Origin of the sequence: Pseudomonas marincola (genome assembly GCF_900116605.1) — a bacterium.
Taxonomy (GTDB): Bacteria; Pseudomonadota; Gammaproteobacteria; order Pseudomonadales; family Pseudomonadaceae; genus Aquipseudomonas; species Aquipseudomonas marincola.
Window position 1 is genome coordinate 235,632 of record NZ_FPBC01000006.1, and the last position, 19,797, is coordinate 255,428.

General features: G+C 56.8%; 20 protein-coding genes. 11 read left to right on the forward strand and 9 right to left on the reverse strand.

Annotated features, from left to right (window positions below):
• Nucleotides 1-5: 5 nt before the first annotated feature.
• Together BM395_RS12065 and nirK are read right to left on the reverse strand one after the other, a co-directional pair.
• Nucleotides 6-779 (reverse strand): formylglycine-generating enzyme family protein, encoded by a 774-nt coding sequence (locus BM395_RS12065; protein ID WP_090512136.1) that lies wholly within the window; start codon nucleotides 777-779, stop codon nucleotides 6-8.
• The gene (gene nirK, locus BM395_RS12070; RefSeq protein ID WP_170860590.1) at nucleotides 772-2,292 is read right to left on the reverse strand and encodes a copper-containing nitrite reductase; all 1,521 of its coding nucleotides are present in this window, start codon (nucleotides 2,290-2,292) and stop codon (nucleotides 772-774) included. Before nirK ends, BM395_RS12065 begins: the two co-directional genes overlap by 8 nt.
• A 241-nt stretch (nucleotides 2,293-2,533) precedes the next feature.
• On the opposite strand from nirK, the gene BM395_RS12075 reads away from it, so the two are divergent.
• Together BM395_RS12075 and BM395_RS12080 are read left to right on the forward strand one after the other, a co-directional pair.
• Complete coding sequence (locus BM395_RS12075; RefSeq protein ID WP_090512141.1) at nucleotides 2,534-4,135, forward strand: alkaline phosphatase D family protein; 1,602 nt, start codon at nucleotides 2,534-2,536, stop codon at nucleotides 4,133-4,135.
• Between the two features lie 77 nt (nucleotides 4,136-4,212).
• The gene (locus BM395_RS12080) at nucleotides 4,213-4,752 is read left to right on the forward strand and encodes a hypothetical protein (RefSeq protein ID WP_090512144.1); all 540 of its coding nucleotides are present in this window, start codon (nucleotides 4,213-4,215) and stop codon (nucleotides 4,750-4,752) included.
• 17 nt (nucleotides 4,753-4,769) lie between these two features.
• On the opposite strand, the gene BM395_RS12085 is transcribed toward BM395_RS12080, so the two are convergent.
• Nucleotides 4,770-5,699 (reverse strand): ZIP family metal transporter, encoded by a 930-nt coding sequence (locus BM395_RS12085; protein ID WP_090512146.1) that lies wholly within the window; start codon nucleotides 5,697-5,699, stop codon nucleotides 4,770-4,772.
• 117 nt (nucleotides 5,700-5,816) lie between these two features.
• Here BM395_RS12085 and BM395_RS12090 point away from each other — a divergent pair, with 117 nt between their 5' ends.
• The 4 genes from BM395_RS12090 (at nucleotide 5,817) to BM395_RS12105 (ending at nucleotide 9,211) form a co-directional block, all read left to right on the forward strand.
• Complete coding sequence (locus tag BM395_RS12090; protein ID WP_090512149.1) at nucleotides 5,817-6,284, forward strand: OsmC family protein; 468 nt, start codon at nucleotides 5,817-5,819, stop codon at nucleotides 6,282-6,284.
• Between the two features lie 94 nt (nucleotides 6,285-6,378).
• Nucleotides 6,379-6,594 (forward strand): DUF2970 domain-containing protein, encoded by a 216-nt coding sequence (locus BM395_RS12095; protein ID WP_069900190.1) that lies wholly within the window; start codon nucleotides 6,379-6,381, stop codon nucleotides 6,592-6,594.
• Between the two features lie 477 nt (nucleotides 6,595-7,071).
• On the forward strand, nucleotides 7,072-8,730 hold the full coding sequence (locus tag BM395_RS12100) for a nitrite/sulfite reductase (RefSeq protein ID WP_090512151.1): 1,659 nt from the start codon (nucleotides 7,072-7,074) through the stop codon (nucleotides 8,728-8,730).
• Entirely contained in the window at nucleotides 8,714-9,211 is a 498-nt protein-coding gene (locus BM395_RS12105; protein WP_090512153.1) for a DUF934 domain-containing protein, read from the forward strand. The genes BM395_RS12100 and BM395_RS12105 overlap by 17 nt, the downstream gene beginning before the upstream one ends.
• A 76-nt stretch (nucleotides 9,212-9,287) precedes the next feature.
• Here the strand turns inward: BM395_RS12105 and BM395_RS12110 are convergent, their stop codons facing one another.
• Together BM395_RS12110 and sohB are read right to left on the reverse strand one after the other, a co-directional pair.
• A complete protein-coding gene (locus BM395_RS12110; protein WP_069900187.1) occupies nucleotides 9,288-10,280 on the reverse strand; it encodes a YhdH/YhfP family quinone oxidoreductase in 993 nt (330 codons plus the stop codon).
• Nucleotides 10,281-10,310: 30 nt separating this feature from the next.
• Nucleotides 10,311-11,330, reverse strand: a complete 1,020-nt coding sequence (sohB, locus tag BM395_RS12115) for a protease SohB (protein ID WP_090512156.1) — start codon at nucleotides 11,328-11,330, stop codon at nucleotides 10,311-10,313.
• A gap of 315 nt (nucleotides 11,331-11,645) precedes the next feature.
• On the opposite strand from sohB, the gene BM395_RS12120 reads away from it, so the two are divergent.
• The 4 genes from BM395_RS12120 to BM395_RS12135 all read left to right on the forward strand — a co-directional run bounded on the left by BM395_RS12120 (nucleotide 11,646) and on the right by BM395_RS12135 (nucleotide 14,804).
• Entirely contained in the window at nucleotides 11,646-12,356 is a 711-nt protein-coding gene (locus BM395_RS12120) for a histidine phosphatase family protein (RefSeq protein ID WP_090512158.1), read from the forward strand.
• Nucleotides 12,357-12,411: 55 nt separating this feature from the next.
• Complete coding sequence (locus BM395_RS12125; protein WP_069900184.1) at nucleotides 12,412-12,723, forward strand: SCP2 sterol-binding domain-containing protein; 312 nt, start codon at nucleotides 12,412-12,414, stop codon at nucleotides 12,721-12,723.
• A 220-nt stretch (nucleotides 12,724-12,943) separates the two neighbouring features.
• Entirely contained in the window at nucleotides 12,944-14,011 is a 1,068-nt protein-coding gene (locus tag BM395_RS12130) for a phosphotransferase family protein (RefSeq protein ID WP_069900183.1), read from the forward strand.
• A 25-nt stretch (nucleotides 14,012-14,036) separates the two neighbouring features.
• A complete protein-coding gene (locus tag BM395_RS12135; protein WP_069900182.1) occupies nucleotides 14,037-14,804 on the forward strand; it encodes an SDR family oxidoreductase in 768 nt (255 codons plus the stop codon).
• Between the two features lie 68 nt (nucleotides 14,805-14,872).
• Here BM395_RS12135 and BM395_RS12140 read toward each other — a convergent pair whose 3' ends face one another.
• On the reverse strand, nucleotides 14,873-15,520 hold the full coding sequence (locus tag BM395_RS12140; protein ID WP_090512161.1) for a hypothetical protein: 648 nt from the start codon (nucleotides 15,518-15,520) through the stop codon (nucleotides 14,873-14,875).
• Nucleotides 15,521-15,626: 106 nt separating this feature from the next.
• Here BM395_RS12140 and BM395_RS12145 point away from each other — a divergent pair, with 106 nt between their 5' ends.
• A complete protein-coding gene (locus BM395_RS12145) occupies nucleotides 15,627-16,406 on the forward strand; it encodes a TSUP family transporter (RefSeq protein WP_090512283.1) in 780 nt (259 codons plus the stop codon).
• Here the strand turns inward: BM395_RS12145 and nudC are convergent.
• Genes nudC through BM395_RS12160 form a run of 3 tightly spaced genes read right to left on the reverse strand, consistent with a single transcriptional unit; the run spans nucleotide 16,374 to nucleotide 19,746 of the window.
• Entirely contained in the window at nucleotides 16,374-17,201 is an 828-nt protein-coding gene (nudC, locus tag BM395_RS12150) for an NAD(+) diphosphatase (protein ID WP_090512163.1), read from the reverse strand. The two genes, BM395_RS12145 and nudC, sit on opposite strands and share 33 nt — an antisense overlap.
• Nucleotides 17,201-18,883 (reverse strand): FimL-related protein, encoded by a 1,683-nt coding sequence (locus tag BM395_RS12155; RefSeq protein WP_069900179.1) that lies wholly within the window; start codon nucleotides 18,881-18,883, stop codon nucleotides 17,201-17,203. The genes nudC and BM395_RS12155 overlap by 1 nt, the downstream gene beginning before the upstream one ends.
• Nucleotides 18,884-18,933: 50 nt before the next feature.
• Nucleotides 18,934-19,746 (reverse strand): crotonase/enoyl-CoA hydratase family protein, encoded by an 813-nt coding sequence (locus BM395_RS12160; protein WP_069900178.1) that lies wholly within the window; start codon nucleotides 19,744-19,746, stop codon nucleotides 18,934-18,936.
• Between the last annotated feature and the right edge of the window lie 51 nt (nucleotides 19,747-19,797).

A 19,797-nucleotide genomic window follows, 5' to 3' on the forward strand; every position in this document is an offset into this window, starting at 1 on the left:
GGTTCTCAAGGCGCCTCGAGCGCGCTGTAAACCAGGCGGAAACCGACATTGGCAGGCGGCTGACCACCCCCGCACCCGGTATTGCCCGGCGAGCGCAATTGCTCAGAGAGCCCAACCTCGCGCTCGCCCATTGCCACCCGCCCATTCATGCAGCCAAACACCTCTATGGGCAACCCCGGCTGCGGGTAATAGCAGGCTGCGACCCATTCCCAGACATTGCCCTTGATGTCATAGATTCCCAGCGAGTTGGCACCAAATGCTGTGACTGCACGGGTTTTGCGCTCTACCGGCAAGGCGGTCAGATCATAATCTGCCGCCCACGCCATACGGGGGTCAGTAAAAAGCGGTTTGCGTTTCATCGCCGCCTGCTCTGCCGCCAACACCAGCCATTCCTCTTTGGTCGGTACGCGCAGCGGCAGACCTTGACGCGCTGCAGACCACCGAATAAACACCCTTACATCCGCCCAACTCATATTGACCATCGGGCTGGAACCTCTCTGCCCTTCTGACAGCAAGGGGCAAACCTGCGCTTGCTCGCAGATCCGCCACTGATCCACAGTCACCTCAGTGGCGCCGACCATCAACGTTTCACCCGATGGTTGCTGCACGGCAATGAACGGCGGCAGTTCACCGACACTGCCGCCCTCCTCACCGTTGGACATATACAGGTTTCCAGCCAGCAACAACGCCAAAACCAGCATCAGGCCCCAGCAGATCACCAGGGCCAGTTTTTGGTCGTCAAGCAGGCGCCGCAAACTATCAGGGTTGCCTTTACTCACTCACAGGACCCTGACTGACCTTCTTCAGCAAATCATCGTCCCACTTACCCTTTACAACCACGTGCGCCGCCGCGCCAAACTCAACAGCCTCGATCAGGTTGTGATTCAGGTAGGCATAAACGCCAGGCTGCTTGAAGCGATAGAGCATCGCGCCAACCGACCCTCCGCGCACAAACCAGGTTTGCACGTCCTTCAACGGCGGCGAAGCGAACGAGCCCGTTTCCCAGACATAATCACCATGGCCGCCAATCAGGTGCGGGCGCGTGTCCCGATTAGCCTGCATATGCAGAAACAGCACGTTTTCACCGACATTGGCCGTCATTGCGCCCTTGCCTGTCAGCGCGCCAACCCGGCCATTGAACACCACGTGAGTCGGCGTCAGCGTGCGCATCGACTTGATCCAGTCAGTTAAATCCTCGCCCGGACGTGAATACTGCTTGTAGTCACCCTTGTCGTCGCGCGGCACATAAAAATCGTTCTCGCCGATGTAAAACGCCTTGTCGTAAACCAGCGGCTGGCCCTTGTCGTCTGTGAGACCTTCACGCGGCAGTACCAGAATCATCCCGGTCATGCCGTGTGTCACGTGATAGGGCGTCATCGAGCCTTCTGGCGCGCAGTGATAAAGGAAGCTGCCAGACTTGGTTGCCTTGAAGCGAATGGTCACCTGATTCCCGGGGCTGATCGTGGTGATCGCAGCGCCGCCCAGAGCGCCGGTTACCGCATGCAGATCGATGTTGTGCACCAGCAAGTTGGTCGACGGGTTTTTCAGGGTCAACTCAACGTAATCACCCTGATGCACCACCATCGCCGGCGCCGGAATTGAGCCGTTGTAGGTCAGCGCCCATATTTCGGTACCATCGCCATCCAATACCCACTGCTTCTCTTCGACAGTCAGCTCAATCTCAACCACCTTGGGCTCGCCCGTGGCCTTCTGGCTATGCATTGGCAGCATCGGCGGTGCGACCAGCTTTTGGCGTACATGCTGGAGTTTGTCTACGGGGTCGGGACGGGCATCATGGTTAGGCATCAACTTGGCGTCGAAAGGCGTCTCGCCATGCGACATCAAAACTCCGTCGTCTTTGGCATCCGCCTCCGTTTGCGTGGCCAGATAGGCGATCACATCTTCACGGCGTTGTTTATCCGGAAAGGTCACGGGCATGTTCGAGGCAGCGTTGTTATCACCCAGATAACTCTTGAGGAAAATGCTCGGGTCATCGAGCCACTCAAATAACAGGTCCGGTGTCCAGACCAGACCCTTCTCGCCCGCTTTGCTCAAATCGCCGCTGTAGCTGTAGCCGGGATAACTGCCGGCCTTGCGCCCGACGATGTTGTTAAGCACCGGTCCAAACGCATTCTGCGCACCCTCGCCTGCCTGATGACACGCCGAGCATTCTTTGAACACGCGCTTGCCGTTTTCTACATCTGCGCCATGACTGCTCCCAGCGCACAACATACCGGCTACCACCAACACTGCAGCCAGGCGGCTGGAGACATTACTTTTTTTATAAAACATAGATTCAACCTTCCCTGGATCGCCATCTGACGCTAATAGGTCATGCCTTCCCTGCATGAGTCCTGCAGAGCTGAGTTTAGCGACCTGACACAGGCGCGCAGCCAGACCAACGATCAGTGAACGCCGGGCTCGGAAATCATTCATCACACTGTGTTGGCCATCCAACCGGGCATCAGCCACAGTGACAACGCGTAAGGAAACGCCGCCCTTGTCTCTCGTCGAATCAGCAAAGGAACTTGCGATGACACTAATGGACCCCCGCGCCAACGAATTGGCGACCGCCAAGCTGTATAGCGCTACCGTAATCGGCCATACCAGCGCGACAACCGCGCGTATCTGGGCACGTCTTTACCAGCCAGGGAAATGGACATTGGTGCTATCGACGGCACCTTTCACCGGTGACCTGACCCGGCTCAATGAGCAGACTATCCAAGGCTTTCTCAAGGAATCAGGGATCAAGCCTGCATTTATCGGCGAGCATGACTTCGATTATTCAAGCAACCTCACCCACACCTTCGATGTGGACGGGCTCGAGCCATTCACGCGTTATTACTACGCATTGATGTGCGAAGACAAAAGCATCAGCCGTCGCACTGAGCTGGGTTACAGCCTTGATCGCTATTTCCGCACTCAAGCCGAGAATGCCCGCGAACTGGTGTTCGGTTTTTACAGCTGCCACGACCCCATCAATGCCGATAACAGCGTCGGCGCCTGGCCGCATATGCTCGAACAGTTGTGTACCCACAGCGCCGACTTTGTCATCGGCGGCGGTGATCAGGTGTATGTCGATACTAATGCCAAGCAGGACTTCCCGGATATCTGGGTCTGGCTGAAAGACAATAAGGATGAGCTGCTGCAGACCTACCGCAAGGGCCGTGGTTATGACAAAGAAGGCATCTATCAATACCTGCTCAACCTCTACCGCTGGTTCTATCGGGTTTACTGGCAAGTCGCGCCACTGCAAGCGGTGTACCGGCAATTCCCGCAATACATGATGTGGGACGATCACGAAATCATGGATGGCTGGGGCTCATACACCGAAAAGGAAAGGCTCCACCGCCTCTCACGGTTATTCAAGGCGGATGACAAAAAGGTCGATGGCATGCTCATTGACCTGATGTGGCGCGCGGCGTGTCGGGCCTATTACGAATTTGAGCACAGCCACAACCCTCCCACCCCTTACGATGAGCAGAACCCGGACAATTGTCAGTGGGATTACTCATTCAGCCAGGGGCCCGCCGCGTTCTACGTGCTGGACATGCGCGGCCAGCACGATGTCGAGAAAGACCCCAAGCAAGACCCGTTCAAGATTCTCGGCCGTGCGCAAATGGACCGCTTCCTTCAATGGTTACCCGACCAGGCCGAACATCCCGCGTGCAAAGTTCTGTTTGTGGTTTCACCCGTTCCGATGCTGCACTGGGTCGATGCGCTGGTGAACTATGCTGATCTTGGCAGCATCAAGGACGACTTGATGGATGAGTGGGATCACGACTCTAACTGGGCCGAGCGCGCGGTGATTCTTAATAACGTATTCGCCCAACTGGATAAGCACGGCAAGCTGCTGGTTTTTCTCAGCGGTGATGTGCATTGCGCCTCGGTTTATCAGCTGACTCACAACAAATACCTCAAGGCACGCGTCTACCAACTAACCTCCAGCGCAATCTCACGCAAGCCTGCGCCAGCGGCCAGCCTTATCGGCATCAGCTCTGGTGGCGCACTGAAAGGTTGCAAAGGCATTGTCAGCGAGCGCTTGTTCGCCCTCACCGGCCACAAGAACTTTTCGCTGCTGCATGTCTTCGAAGATGCCAGCGGCACCCTGCAAACCGAGGCGCAGATCTGCTAGCCCGGCGAAAACGCGGGCGAAACCATCAACAAACGTATCCGTTTCAAATAACCCGCACCGGGAGGCGTCAGGACATCGTGCAGATCATTGAAGAGTTCCCACAATTGGAAGCGATACTGGCTGACTGGAAAAGCATCATTGGCAAGGACTACAACGGCTACCGCCATCACCTGTACCGCATGATCAACATCTGCTTCGCCCTGCATCCCTGCGATGAGGAGCAGCAACGCAAGGTATTCATCGCCGCCGCGTTCCATGATATCGGCATATGGACCGATCACACCGTCGACTACATTCCACCGTCAATCCCGCCGGCTTTGCATTACCTGCAAGAGCATGGGCTGCAAGCGTGGGCTGAGGAAATCAGCCTGATGATCAGCGAGCACCATAAAGTGCGCGCCTACACCGATCCGCGCTACCCGCTGGTGGAGCAGTTTCGACAGGCTGATCTGGTCGATTTCTCACTCGGTGCGGTGCGCTTCGGGCTTGATAAACACTTTATCAGCGAACTGAAACGACGCATCCCCAACGCGGGCTTTCACAAGAACTTGGCGCAACTGGGCGGGAAATGGTTCCTCAAGCACCCGCTCAATCCACTGCCGATGATGAAGTGGTAGCGGCTGTTTCGCCGCACTCAGCCGAGTGCGGTATCAAGGAACATCATCACTGCAAAGCCGCCCATCAAGCCAAGCGTTGCTGAGGTCTGATGACCGTTGCGGTGGGTTTCCGGAATGATTTCATGAGACACCACAAATATCATGGCGCCAGCCGCCAGCCCCAGACTCATCGGATAAGCCAGCGCATAACCGCTGGAAATCCCCACCCCGACCAGCGCCCCCAGTGGCTCCATCAAGCCGCTCGCAGCGGCAATCAGCGCCGCCGCCAACGCCGACAAGCCCGTGGTGCGCAGGGCCAGTGCTACTGCCAACCCTTCAGGAATGTCCTGAATCGAGATCGCGCTCGCCAGGGGAATACCTACACCCAAATCACCGCCGGAAAAACCAACGCCAATCGCCATGCCTTCCGGCAGGTTGTGCAAGGTAATCGCAAACACAAACAACCACACGCGGTTGATACGCTCGCAGTCCGGGCCACATGGGCCGGTACTCTCGTGTTCGTGCGGGGTGAAACGATCCAGCCCGAGCATCAATACCGCACCCAGCGCCAGCCCCACGACTACCGTGCCAGCTGCGCCAAAACTGCTGCCGGTTATCGCTTTGGCCGCGTCAAGGCCCGGAACAATCAGTGAGAACGAACTGGCGGCGAGCATCATGCCCGCTGCAAAGCCAAGCATGGTGTCTTGGGTCCTACTGCTGATAGTGCCGAGCCCGATTGCCATCAACGCGCCAAATGCAGTCGCTGCAAATCCGGCGCCGCCACCGTACATGGCATAGCGCAGACGCTCGCTGATGCCGCCGTCGAACGCATTGACGATACTTCCAGCCAACAACCAGACAATCGCCAATAACGCCACTGCAAGCCCGGCCGTTATCCACGGATTGGCCTGCGCCTGTGCCACCCATGCGGCTCTGAAATTAGCGTATTGCTGCTGTGTGCTTTCCATATGGCTCACTCGACGGTCAATGGCATTACTATTAACCGACTGATTATATGGATCAAGCCAACACTGCCTATCGCCTTGATAGGCAGGTATTGATCCACTGAACACACGGGAGTGGCAATGGCCAAACATACTGCGCAAATCGAATGGCACTGCGGCGATCAGCCGTTTCTGAGCAATCAATACAGCCGTGCGCATACCTGGACGTTTGATGGCGGGCTGAGCATGCCGGCTTCATCGTCTCCGCACGTGGTACCGCTGCCTTGGTCGGATGCCAGCGCTGTTGACCCGGAAGAGGCGTTCGTCGCTGCCCTTTCCAGTTGCCACATGCTTTGGTTTCTGTCCGTTGCGCTGGAGAACGGCTTCGCGGTGGCCAGCTACAAGGATCAGGCCGAGGGCATGATGGGCAAAAATGAGCAGGGGCGTCTTGCCGTTACCCGCGTAACCTTGCGCCCGCATGTGCAATTCAGTGGGCCCAATCACCCTGACTCAACCAAACTTGAAGCCATGCATCACCAGTCCCATGAAAAATGCTTCATTGCCAACTCGGTCACTACCGCCATTACCTGTGAGCCGAGCATGAGCTGAGTAAGCACCGATCCGCCAAGCACAAACTTTCAGCCATACTCAAGATTGGTTGAGTAAGCAGCTGCATGCCGGTTTACGGATTCAGGAGGTACACATGGATGATGAAGAACAACGCCCGCTGACACTCTGGGAAATGCTGCAGAGCATCATCGCCGCCGCATTTGGAGTGCAGAGCGGCAAAAACCGTTCGCGCGACTTCTCACGCGGCAAGCCCAGCCACTTCATTATTCTGGGCCTGCTGGCCACATTGGTATTTGTACTGGTGCTTTATGCGCTGGTACGCACGGTGCTGTATTTCGCCGGGGTATAAATCACCTTGAAGGCTGGCACCTGCAATGCAGGCAAGAAAAAGCCGGAGCAATCAGCTGTCTCCGGCTTTTTGTTTTCCCTGAATTACTGGTGACTGACCCAGTAAACGGCAGTCAGGACGGCAATGACGATCAAGGCAAAAATCGCCGTGGCGTCTACCGCGCTGTCGTTGTTCTCGTGCTCAGTATGATCGGACATTGGCATACCCCCTGTTATTTTGATTGTCTGCGCCACACATCGAAAAATAAGGCTATGTACGCCCGCCAACTCGGCAAGCTATTAGCATTTAAGACCAGCCAAGGCGCTTCTACCACCGCGAAGGTTATGTTTTAGCGCGCTCTTAGCACATTAAGTTCTGTTGATATGCTTAAACTTCACTTTTGCGCATAACCCTTAGCTGGTATCTTGCCTGCGCTCTCGCTTGAGGCGCGGCCGTGCGCGCAGATTTGCTGTAAGCAGCCTGATAACAGGACCTTTCATGTACGTATATGACCAGTACGATCAAAACATCGTCGATGACCGCGTAAAGCAGTTTCGTGATCAAACTCGCCGTTATCTCGCAGGAGAACTCGGTGAAGCAGAATTTCGCCCTTTGCGCTTGCAAAACGGCCTCTACATCCAGCGCTTCGCGCCCATGCTGCGCATCGCTGTGCCTTATGGCCTGATGTCATCCACACAAGTGCGGATGCTGGCCAAGATTGCCCGCGACTATGACAAGGGCTATGCCCACATCAGTACGCGCCAGAACGTCCAGTTCAACTGGCCGGACCTGGAAAACGTGCCGCAGATTCTGGCCGAGTTGGCAACCGTGCAAATGCACGCGATCCAGACCAGCGGTAACTGCATCCGCAACACCACCACCGACCAGTTCGCCGGTGTTGCTAAAGATGAAGTCGTTGACCCGCGTCCGTGGTGCGAAATCATCCGTCAGTGGTCGACCTTCCACCCGGAATTCTCGCACCTGCCGCGTAAGTTCAAGATTGCCGTGAATGGCGCTGTCAGCGACCGCGCGGCCATCGAAGTCCACGACATTGGCCTTGAAGCCGTGAAGAACGCAGCCGGAGAGCTGGGCTTTCGCGTGTCGGTCGGTGGTGGCCTTGGCCGTACGCCCGTGGTTGGCAGCTTCATCAATGAATTCTTGCCGTGGCAGCACCTGATTACTTATCTCGATGCGATCCTGCGCGTTTATAACCGCTATGGCCGCCGTGACAACAAGTACAAGGCGCGCATCAAGATTCTGGTCAAGGCGCTCACTCCAGAGGTTTTCTCTGAGCGTGTAAATGCCGAATGGGCCCACCTCAAGGATGGCCCGAGCACACTGACCGAAGCAGAAATTCAGCGCGTGGCCGCTCACTTCACCGACCCGGCCTACCGTGAACTGAATGATTTCAGCGGCGAGCTTGCCGAACTGGATGCACAGCACCCGGGCTTTGCCCGCTGGCGTCAGCGCAACACCTTCGCGCACAAGAAGCCGGGCTATGTGGCCGTTACCCTGTCGCTCAAACCTACCGGTGTAGCGCCTGGGGACGTGACCGACAAGCAGCTGGATGTGATTGCCGATCTGGCCGACCGCTACAGCTTCAAAGAAGTGCGCAACAGCCATAACCAGAACATCATTCTGGCGGACGTTGAACAAAGCCGTCTGTTCGAATTGTGGGGCGAGCTGCGCGATAACGGTTTTGCAACGCCGAACATCGGCCTGCTGACCGACATCATCTGCTGCCCGGGTGGCGACTTCTGCTCGCTGGCCAACGCCAAGTCGTTGCCGATTGCCGAAGCCATCCAGCGTCGCTTCGACGACCTCGATTACCTGTTTGATATCGGCAATCTCGATCTCAACATTTCCGGCTGCATGAACGCCTGTGGTCACCACCACGTTGGCCACATCGGCATCCTCGGCGTCGACAAGAAAGGTCAGGAGTTCTATCAGGTTTCACTCGGCGGCAGCGCCGGTCGTGACGCCAGCCTGGCGCAGATTCTCGGCCCATCGTTTGCCCAGGAAGACATGGCCGACGTGATCGAAAAGATCATCAACGTCTATGTCGAGCAACGGAACGAAGAAGAAAGCTTCCTCGACACCTATCGCCGTATTGGTGTCGACCTCTTCAAGGAGCGCGTTTATGCAGCGAATAATTAAGAACGGCCAGCTGATTGATGAAACCTGGCATCTGCTGCCAAAAGACGCCGCGTTCGACAGCCTGCCAAACTGTGACGATATCATCGTGCCGCTGGGCCTTTGGGTGGATCACGGCCCGGCACTGAAAGCACGCGATGGCGGCTTGGGTGTGTGGCTGGATGCCGGCGATGAGATCGAAGAAATCGCCGATCAATTGGACAACTTTCAGGTTATTGCCCTGAACTTCCCGGCTTTCACCGATGGCCGTCACTCCTCCACCGCCTACCTGCTGCGTCAGCGTTATGGCTACAAGGGTGAAGTACGGGCGATTGGCGATGTGCTGCGTGACCAGCTGTTCGCCATGCAGCGCTGCGGCTTTGATGCCTTCGCACTGCGTGAGGATCAGGACGCCGAAAGCGCTCTGCTGGCCTTCAGCGAGTTCTCCGAGGTGTATCAGGCCAGTAGCGACCAGACGTTGCCACTGTTCCGCCGCCGCGGTTAAGCACTACCCGAAGCAACAAAAAGCCCCGCAATTTGCGGGGCTTTTTGCATTTCAGGTTCGGCCAGCAAACGCCAGACTAATCGAGATTAACCAGTACCCGGCCAACCATGTTGCCAGCCAGGATTTTGCCCAACGCTTCGGGCAACTGCTCAAGCTGCAATTCAGTCACCAGGCTTTCCAGGGAGTCGAGCTTCCACTGCAAGGAAAGCTTGTCCCACATTGAGGCCTTGACCACCAATGGCAACTCCACCGAATCAACGCCCAGCAAGTTGACGCCACGCAAGATGAACGGCAGCACGCTGGCCTTGAACTCGATACCAGCGGTCAGGCCGCAACAGGCCACACTGGCGCCATAACGCAAAGACTTGACCACGTTAAACAGGATATCCCCGCCAACGGTATCAACCGCGCCTGCCCACTGCTCTTTGAGCATCGGTTTCTCGACGCCTTCGGCAAGCACGCTGCGCAAGGTCACCTCGTTGGCGCCCAACGCCTTGAGAAAATCCGACTGCCAGGCTTTGCCTGTCGAGGCTGTCACGCTGTAACCCAGCTTGGTCAGCAAGGCCACCGCGATTGTACCGACGCCACCAGTAGCGCCGGTGACCAGAATCGGCCCCGCGTCCGGTGTGATGCCGGCCTGTTCTAGCTTGTCGATACACAGCGCCGCCGTTAAGCCGGCAGTGCCGAGCACCATCGCCTCACGCATGCTCAGGCCTTCAGGGCGCTTCAACGCCCAGCCAGCGGGAATGCGAATGTACTGGCCAAGGCCGCCAGCGGTATTCATGCCGAGGTCGTAACCGGTGACGATCACCTCATCACCCGCGCGAAACTCCGCCACACTGGATTTCTCGACAATCCCGGCCGCATCAATACCTGGCGTATGCGGGAACTTGCGGGTCACCCCACGGTTACCTGAAGCGGACAGCGCATCTTTGAAGTTCAACGATGAGTACTTGACCCGAATCAGCAATTCGCCTTCGGGCAGCTCGCTAATATCACGCATAACCACTGTCTGCTCGAACTCGCCAGACGCCGCTTCACGCACTTGCAATGCTTTGAATTGACTCATTGTGCTTCCTGTTCGCTTGTTGTCGAAAACTTACCAGAAACGTTGTTGGGTGAGACGCCCGATCCAGGTCAGGGCGAAACGATCAAGCGCCACACTGGCAGCCAACCCTACACGTTCCTGCAATGACTTACGGGTGGCAAAGTGCAGGTGATACAGATCATGGCTGGCCAAATGTTCGGCAAGGTATTGGTCACTGGTTTTCAGCTCGTCGACCAGCAGCTTTTCTTGTGCCGCGAGCCCCAGCCAGACTTCACCCGTGGCAATTGCATCGATATCGAGTTGCGGGCGATAGCGCGCCACAAAACCTTTGAACAACTCATGGGTTTGCTCAAGATCTTCCTGAAATTTCTCGCGACCCTTTTCAGTATTCTCACCAAACACGGTCAGGGTTCGTTTGTATTCACCGGCGGTGAGCACTTCAAAGTCGATATCATTTTTCTTCAGCAAGCGATGAATGTTAGGCAACTGCGCCACCACACCAATAGAGCCGAGAATCGCAAACGGGGCGCTGATAATCTTCTCGCCAATGCAGGCCATCATGTAACCGCCGCTGGCCGCCACTTTGTCGACACAAACAGTCAGCGGCACGCCGGCCTCACGCACGCGCGCCAGCTGCGATGAAGCCAGGCCATAGCTATGCACCATGCCTCCGCCGCTTTCCAGGCGCAGCACCACTTCATCCTGCGGCGTCGCCATGCTCAGCAACGCGGTAATTTCATGGCGCAGATTGTCGGTCGCCGAGGCTTTGATATCGCCATCGAAATCCAGCACGAACAGGCGCGGTTTCTCCGAGCCGTGTTTTTTCTCGTGCTTGGCGGCCTTCTCTTCGGCCTTGTGCTTGAGCTTCAATTGCGCCTTGCCGAGCGTTGCCTGCTCCAGGCCGTGGCGCAGTTGCTGATAAAAGTCGTTAAGTTTATCGACCTGCAGCTCGCCGGTTTTACGGCGTCCTTTACTGCGCAGCGCTACCGTCAGGATCAGCACAATGGCAATGGCCACAACCACCGTTGCGGTCTTGGCCAGAAAGCCCAGGTAATCTGTAAAAAACTCCACTCACATCCCCTTCTCGATACACCGTTTGCTCCGCGCCAGGCGGCTCCATTCGCCCAAGCATACCGAGGCCAACCGCAACCGGCCAGCAGTGCTGCGCAACCATGAATGATTAATCATTTCAGTTGCTGAATCACTCGCCCGAGCGTTTCGTTTGGCGCAAGATCAATTGCGCCAAAGCGGTTTTTCGAGCGGTTTATGGCGAACGCGGCAGGGTTAAAATGGGAAATTCAAACAAGCGTATGTTTTTTCGTTGACACAACGCCACTGGAGCCCATAACCTCGCCAAACTTTCAACGTACCGGAGCAATAACGGACGTGGGTAGCATTTATCTGATTCGACATGGCCAAGCCTCATTCGGCGCCGACAATTACGACAAATTGTCTGATATTGGCATTCGTCAGGCAGAAGTGGTTGGCGAGTATCTGGCGCAACTCGGGGTCACACTGGACCGCTGCGTAAGCGGCGACCTGCAACGCCAGCAACACACGGCCACCTCCGCCCTGAGCAAATTGCACAGCGCCGGGATAGCCGTGCCGGATCATGAGATTAATGCCGCCTTCAATGAATTTGATGCAGATGCTGTAGTGCGTGCTCTGCTTCCCGGCATTCTTCAGGATGAACCTGAAGCGCTGGATATCATGCGCAACGCAGCCCAGCACCGCGCCGAGTTTCAGCGCCTGTTTTCGTTGCTGATCATGCGCTGGGTATCGGGCGAGTACGACATAGCGGGCCTACAGAGCTGGAGCGCCTTCGTCGAGCAAGTGCAAGGGGGTCTGCAAGGGCTGCTAGACTCGGCGCAGAGCAAACAGAATATTGCAGTGTTTACTTCGGGCGGCACCATCACCGCCCTGCTTCACCTGATTACCGGGCTGCCTGTAGCGGCGGCCTTCGAGTTGAACTGGCAAATTGTAAATACATCATTGAGTTGTCTTAAGTTTCGCGGCAACTCGGTGCAACTGGCTTCCTTCAATAGTCACGCACATCTGCAATTATTGAAGGCGCCACAGCTCATCACCTATCGCTGAGCATTGGCCCAATGCACCACTAAAAGGTGCAAAACCTGAAAAAAAGGAAGAAACCATGAGCGTTGCAGACATCATCAATACCATGCAATCCAAGTTCAACGCCTCTGCAGCAGCAGGCCTGGACCTGGTGTTCCAGTTCAACATCGAAGACGGCGAGAACTACTCCCTGATCGTTAAAGACGGCACCTGCGATGTTCAGCAAGGTGACAACCCGGACGCAAACGTAACGCTGATCATGGACAAAGAAACCCTGAAAGGCATCACCAGCGGCGAAACCGACGGTATGCAGGCATTCATGTCTGGCAAACTGCGCGCTGAAGGCGACATGATGCTGGCGATGAAGCTGAGCGAACTGTTCCCAGTTTAAGCAGCTGAAACGGACGCTTTATGCGCTCGGCAGTGTAAAAAACCGGAGTCCTGGACTCCGGTTTTTTTTCGCCTGGCCGGCGCCGATGTCGATTAATCAGGCAGCTTGATTGAGGTGCAACACTCACGCCTATAACAGCATGTAGTGCTTGCTGGCACCCAAGGGTCGCATTAGATTAGCCAATAATATTGGGCCACCATTATAAGCAGAAGGGATAACCATGGCGCTCACTGATCAGTCCACGCGTATACGCGATGGCGAAGAACTCGACGCAGCTGTCATTGACCAGTACCTCAAGAGCCATATTTCCGGGCTCAGCGGCACGCCCAAAATCAGCCAGTTTCCGGGCGGCGCGTCCAACCTGACCTACCTCCTTGAATACGCCGAGAAAGAGTTCGTCCTGCGGCGTCCGCCATTCGGTCACAAGGCCAAGTCCGCGCATGACATGGGCCGCGAATTTCGCATTCTCAATCAGCTCAACGACGGTTTCCCCTACTGCCCAAAGGCTTATGTGCACTGCACCGATGAGTCGGTAATCGGCGCCGAGTTTTATGTCATGGAGCGTGTCAACGGGATCATCCTGCGCTCGGAAATCCCCGCTGAGCTGAACCTCGACGCCGGCAAAACGCGCAAGCTGTGCGAAAGCTTTATCGACAAGATGGTCGAACTGCATAACGTCGATTATGAGGCTTGCGGCCTCGGAGATCTGGGCAAGCCTGAAGGCTATGTCAGCCGCCAGATCAATGGCTGGGCGGATCGCTACGAGAAAGCCCTGACGCCCGATGCGCCGCATTGGGAGCCGGTTAAGGCCTGGCTGCGCGAGAAGATGCCCGCAGACCACCCCAAGCCGGCCATTGTGCACAATGACTACCGCTTCGATAACGTGATTCTTGATCCGCAGAACCCGATGAACATCATCGGCGTGCTCGACTGGGAACTGACCACCATCGGCGACCCGCTAATGGACCTGGGCAATACGCTCGCCTATTGGGTCGAAGCGGATGATCCGGCGCCCGTGCAAATGACCCGCCGCCAGCCAAGCAACGCGCCGGGTATGCTTTCGCGCAAGGAATTCGCAGAGTATTACGCCCAGCGTGCCGGCATTGAAATCAGCAACATCGACTTCTACTACACCTACGGTCTGTTCCGCCTGGCCGGCATCGTGCAGCAGATCTACTACCGCTTTTATCACGGCCAAACTCAGGACAAACGCTTCGCGCAGTTCATTCACATGAACAAACTGCTCGAACAAATGAGCCTGCAAGTCATTAACAAATCTCAGCTCTAAGCTGGCTTAGTTTCAGGGGATACGCATGTCCAAGACTCAACTGTTTGACCTCGACGGCAAGATTGCATTTGTTTCCGGCGCCAGCCGTGGCATCGGCGAAGCCATCGCCCGCCTGCTCGCTCAGCAAGGCGCGCACGTGATTGTTTCCAGCCGCAAGATCGAAGGCTGCCAGGCAGTCGCTGATGCAATCATCGCCGACGGCGGCAAAGCCACTGCCATCGCCTGCCACATTGGCGAGATGGAACAAATCTCCAGCGTCTTCGCGCAGATCCGCGAGCAGTTCGGCCGTCTCGACATTCTGGTCAACAACGCCGCCACCAACCCACAATTCTGCAACGTGCTCGACACCGACCTCGGCGCCTTCCAGAAAACCGTTGATGTGAATATTCGTGGCTACTACTTCATGTCAATTGAAGGCGGCAAACTGATGAAGCAGAACGGCGGCGGCAGCATCATCAACGTGGCCTCGATCAACGGCGTTTCGCCCGGCGAGTTCCAGGGCATCTACTCGGTGACCAAAGCGGCCGTTATCAGCATGACCAAAGTGTTTGCCAAGGAATGCGCGCAGTTCGGCATCCGCTGCAACGCCCTGCTGCCAGGCCTGACCGACACCAAGTTTGCGTCTGCGCTGACCAAGAACGACGCTATTCTGAATATTGCCCTGCAGCGTATTCCGCTGAAGCGCGTAGCCGATCCAAGTGAAATGGCCGGCACCGTGCTGTATCTCGCAAGCGACGCTTCGAGCTACACCACAGGCGTTGCGCTGAACGTAGACGGCGGCTTCCTGTCCTGATACCAAGCGGCAACAACGCTACAAAAAAAGGGACCTTCGGGTCCCTTTTTGATTGGCTAATAAACTGTTTATTGCCAGTTGCGCAGTGCGCGCTCCGCAGTCGGATTGATCGGCTGCGCCAACAAGCCGGTCGGCGTTAACGCGACAGAGTACTGCGCGCCGTCGGCGATTGGCAGAAAGTCCACCCGAACTGCCTGCGCGTCAAATACCAGCAGGTCGTGCTGGCCCAGACGCAACCAACGCCACAGGTCTATGCCATACAAGCTATGGCCCAGCGCAACCTGTTGGTGCCGCGCACGTTGCTGCTGCTCGATAGCCAGAAAACGTCCGGAGAGCTTTTCCAGGCGATAACCTGGCTCCATACCAATCAACTCGGCAAGGCTCTTCCATTTGAACAAGCGTGCATCCAGCTGCCACAGGTCACCTTCGAGAGTCACCGTGCGCTGGCGATCGTGCTCGACGATGGTCACTTCATAGGCATCTTCCTGCGCCTTGAAGCTCAGCGTTGCCAGTGGCTGCTCTGCCGGAATAGTCGCGTAACTGAGCAGGTCATAGGCCACCAGCCCGAGGACTGCGGCGAACCCTGCAAATACCAGCCCGCACATCCCGCGCAGCCACGCCAGAAACCAGTGGCCGCCAAACAGAATACGCAGCGCTATCAAGGTGATAATCAGCGCCAGCAGGCCGGTAGCCAAAGCCAAACCGTTGTATTGCATTAACCACATCCCTTAAGCAGCAAAATACTGGCATTATGCGCAGCTTCATTCCCCGGGCGCCGTGATCTGACTGCGCCACAGACACTGGTGTTGCTGACGTATGCTACTGCCTTTTGATCTCGCGGTTGAACCTACCACTCTGCTAATTCTTGCGCTGGTAGCGTTTTTTGCAGGCTTTATTGATGCAATTGCTGGCGGCGGCGGCTTGCTTACCATCCCGGCATTACTCACCGCAGGCCTGCCGCCCCATTTGGTCCTTGGCACTAACAAACTCAGCTCGACCTTTGGTGCAGCGATTGCCAGCTTCACCTTTTACCGGCGCAATCTGTTTCATCCACGGCAATGGCGCAATGCGCTGATTGGCACCGCCATCGGCGCGCTGGTTGGCGCAGCAGTGGCGCAATGGCTGCCAGCCCATCTGCTCAATCAAATGCTGCCAGTGGTGGTATTCGGCTGCGGTTTGTATCTGTTGTTTGGCCGCACGCCAGAGACGCACAGCGCGCCGGACGTGATCATTCCCAAGCGTCGGCAATGGCCGCAAAGCCTCAGCCTCGGCTTTTACGACGGCGTCGCTGGCCCCGGCACCGGTGCATTCTGGACAGTATCGACCCTGCTGCTCTATCCGCTCGATCTGGTACGCGCCAGCGGCGTGGCGCGCAGCATGAACTTCGTCAGCAATATCTGCGCCCTGGCGATCTTTATCGCCAGCGGTCAAGTCGCCTGGGTTCTGGGGATTTGCATGGGCTTATCGCTGATGTGTGGCGCATTCATTGGCGCGCGCACCGCGATCAAGGGCGGCTCCAAGTTCATCCGCCCGGTGTTCATTATGGTGGTGCTGGCGCTGACCGTGCGCCTAGCCTGGCAGCACTGGTTCGGGCAGGCCTAAACGACGCGCAACGTAAACGTCGATCAGGAAACGGGCGATTGAACGGCTGGCGGGAAGCGGCGGCAGATCATGCACACTGAACCACTGTGCATCTTCGATCTCATCTTCCTGCATGACGATATCACCAGAGGCGAACTCGGCATGAAAGCCGAGCATCAGCGAGTGCGGGAACGGCCAACCCTGACTGCCGAGATACTGCAGGTTGTGAACCCGCACGCCGACCTCTTCCAGCACTTCACGGTGCACGCACTGCTCGACCGACTCGCCGGCTTCAACAAAGCCTGCAAGCGTGCTGTACATGCCCGTAACGAAGCGCTTTGAGCGTGCCAGCAGGATCTCGTCGCCACGTGTAATCAGCACAATCATGCTCGGCGACAAGCGCGGATAATGATGTACCGCGCAACGCTCACAATGCATCGCACGTTCACCCGCAACCTGCTGCATCGGATTGCCGCAACTGCCGCAGAAACGGTTGTGCGCCGCCCAGACTGCAATCTGCGCGGCGTAGCCGAGCAACGCAAAGGTGTCGGCGTCGCCCTGCATCATCCACTGGCGCAGACTCTGCCACTGACAGCCCGGCAAATCGACTGGCCGATCAACCTGCAACAGGTAAACCGCATCGCCTTTGAAATGACCAATCCCGTGCTCGGTTTCGAGTAACGGCAAGTCCTGTTTTTTCAGCCACTCACGCGGAAAGAGCACGCCATTGGCATCTCCAAGGAAGTGCTGTTCACAATGCAGCAGACACCAGCCACCCGGCTCTGCTGTGTCGAGTAGCGAGGGTTTCCAACTCATTACGCGGCTACCTGTACACCCAATGCCCGAATACTTTCACTGGCCATGTCGAGCACGCTCGTACCATCACTGTTCTGTGCCGACTGTTCAGTCTCCAGATAGTATTCCAGACTTGCCAGCGCATCGGCCAGTGATTCGAGGGTTTGCTCGCTGGGAATCTGGCTGATGTCGAGCATTTGTTCCTGAATATAATCAGCGCAAGCGCCAACCAACGCGGCTGCCCGCTCCTGCCCGAGAAACCACAAACCGCCGCGAACTGCCTGCAAGCTGAAAGGCACATTGGCCAGATGGCTGCGCTCGCCATTCGATTCGAGGTAGGCCGTGACCGAGCGTTTGGTCAGGGCAATGCTAGTTTTCGCCTCATCGATCACTACAATTCGCGCTTCATTGAGTTGCAACAACGCGAACATGTCCACTTCTGACACCTCGGCAGCAGGTGTCTTACGCTGGCTGCGCTTGCTCGAACCACTGCTGAGCGAGGCCACCATACCTTCGACAAACAGCACGGAGTCGGCAATCTTGTTGAGCTCGCCCGGCTGCGGCGCATTGCCGGAAACCCAGTTCGCCACCACTGGCAGATGTTCAGCCAGCGCGTGACCGGATGAGCTGAGCCCGACCATGCCCAGCGTCTTGCCAAGCTTGCCGATCAGGGCGTAAAGGTTGCTCAGATTCTCCTCATCCAGAGTGCCGCGCTCGATCAGATCAAGGCTGTCTTTGACGCTGCTCAGCTCTTCACGAATTGCCGAGGTAAGCGAACGGATAACCGCCTGACCCGGCCCGGCCAGTCGCAGGTATTCCTGCTCAAGCAACTGGTCGGTAAACGGCAACGACGGCAGACGAAACACCGAGCGAATAGAGGTGACCAGCGGGCCTGAACTGTCCGACAACGCCACAACATACAGCAGCTCTTTGAGCAAACTGCGCGGCGGTTCGTAATCCGCCGAATTGAGCAGTTTTTTCAGCTCACGATCAAGGCGGCTGAACAGCTGTTTGCGCGAGTTGCGCACCAGCATGTCGCCATCGAGTTGAGCCTCCAGGGCCGCGCTGGCAACCCAGCACAGACGCCCGCGTGATTCATTGGCAAACAACTGGTCAATACGGCTCATGGCCTTGCACATCAGCGTCAGGCTGGCCTTGGTTGCCTGTTGCTTGATAAAGCCCAACAGCCCCACTTGATAAGCCCGGCGCATCTTGCGCCCCAGCGCTTCCTTGGCGGCAGCATCCAGCGCCTGCGTCGGTGCGTGTGGGCGTGGCATATCCAGGCGCACACTGAAGAAAAAGCTTTCTGCCAGCGCCGGCTGACCGCCACTTCTGCGCAGGTCGTTAATCGCCGGCAGCAGCAGTTCGGGGATTTCCTGGCGATGGGTGTCCATGCTTTCGAGATAGCGCCGCAGCACGTGCAGCGCATTACTCAGGGCCGACAATTGCGCGTCACGCTCCTCGCCAGCACCGGTTGGAATATCCGTGGCCTGATCCAGCACTTCCTGCGCCAGCAACTCGGCGCCCGTCAGCTCGATCAGTTTGAGGGTGCCGCGAACCTGTTGCAGATTTTCCACCGCCTGCTGCAACAGGCTGCCGTTCATGCGTTCAGCAATGAACTGCTCAAGGCTGGACTCAGCCTCCTCCATGGTCGCGAATAATTCATCGCGCACCAGACTTAGTGACGTTACACCTGAAGCCATGAGTTAAAGCGCCTCCCGCGGCAAAAATGAAGACACGTTAAAAGAGGCCATCAATCGGCAAACTCAGGTTTTTGCTTGGTCATGTGCGCAGTCATGGCGATGCGCATGTCTTCCGACTGCAGCATCGAGGCATTCCAGGTGGCGATATATTCAAGGCCGTCATCGACGCGGTGATCACGCATATAGCGAATCATTTCCTTGGTGCCACGCACGGCCACAGGCGACTTGCTGGCAATTTCGCGGGCGATTTCCATCACCCCGTCTAGCAGTGCGGTCTTGTCTGCAAAGGTCCGGTTAACCAGGCCGATTGTTTGCGCTTCGGTGCCGTCGATGGTGCGCCCGGTGTAGGCCAGTTCGCGCATCATGCCATCACCGATAAGGCGTGGCAGGCGCTGCAAGGTGCCTACATCAGCGGCCATGCCCATGTCGATTTCTTTGATCGAGAACTGCGCATCCGGCGTTGAATAGCGCATGTCGCAGGCGCTGATCAGGTCGATCGCGCCGCCAATGCAATAGCCCTGAATGGCAGCCAGCACCGGCTTGCGACAATTGTCGACGGCATTGAATGAGCCCTGCAGGGTGAGAATGGTCTGGCGCAATGTCAGCGCATTGCGGGCCACATCTTTACCCAGTTTGCTGCTGACCTGCGCCAGCAGCATCAGGTCGATGCCGGACGAGAAATGCTTGCCCTCGCCGGTGAGCACAACTGCACGGACTTCATCCGTGGCATCTACCCAGCGGAAAATATCGATGATTTCGGTCCAGAAGTCTGCATTCATTGCATTGACTTTTTCCGGACGGTTTATCGTAACCACCGCGATTTTGTCTGCCAGTTCGACACGAAATGCCTTGTACTCGGACACGTAAGCCACCCTCTTTGCAGGAACTTATTTCTTATTAATAACCCGCCAACT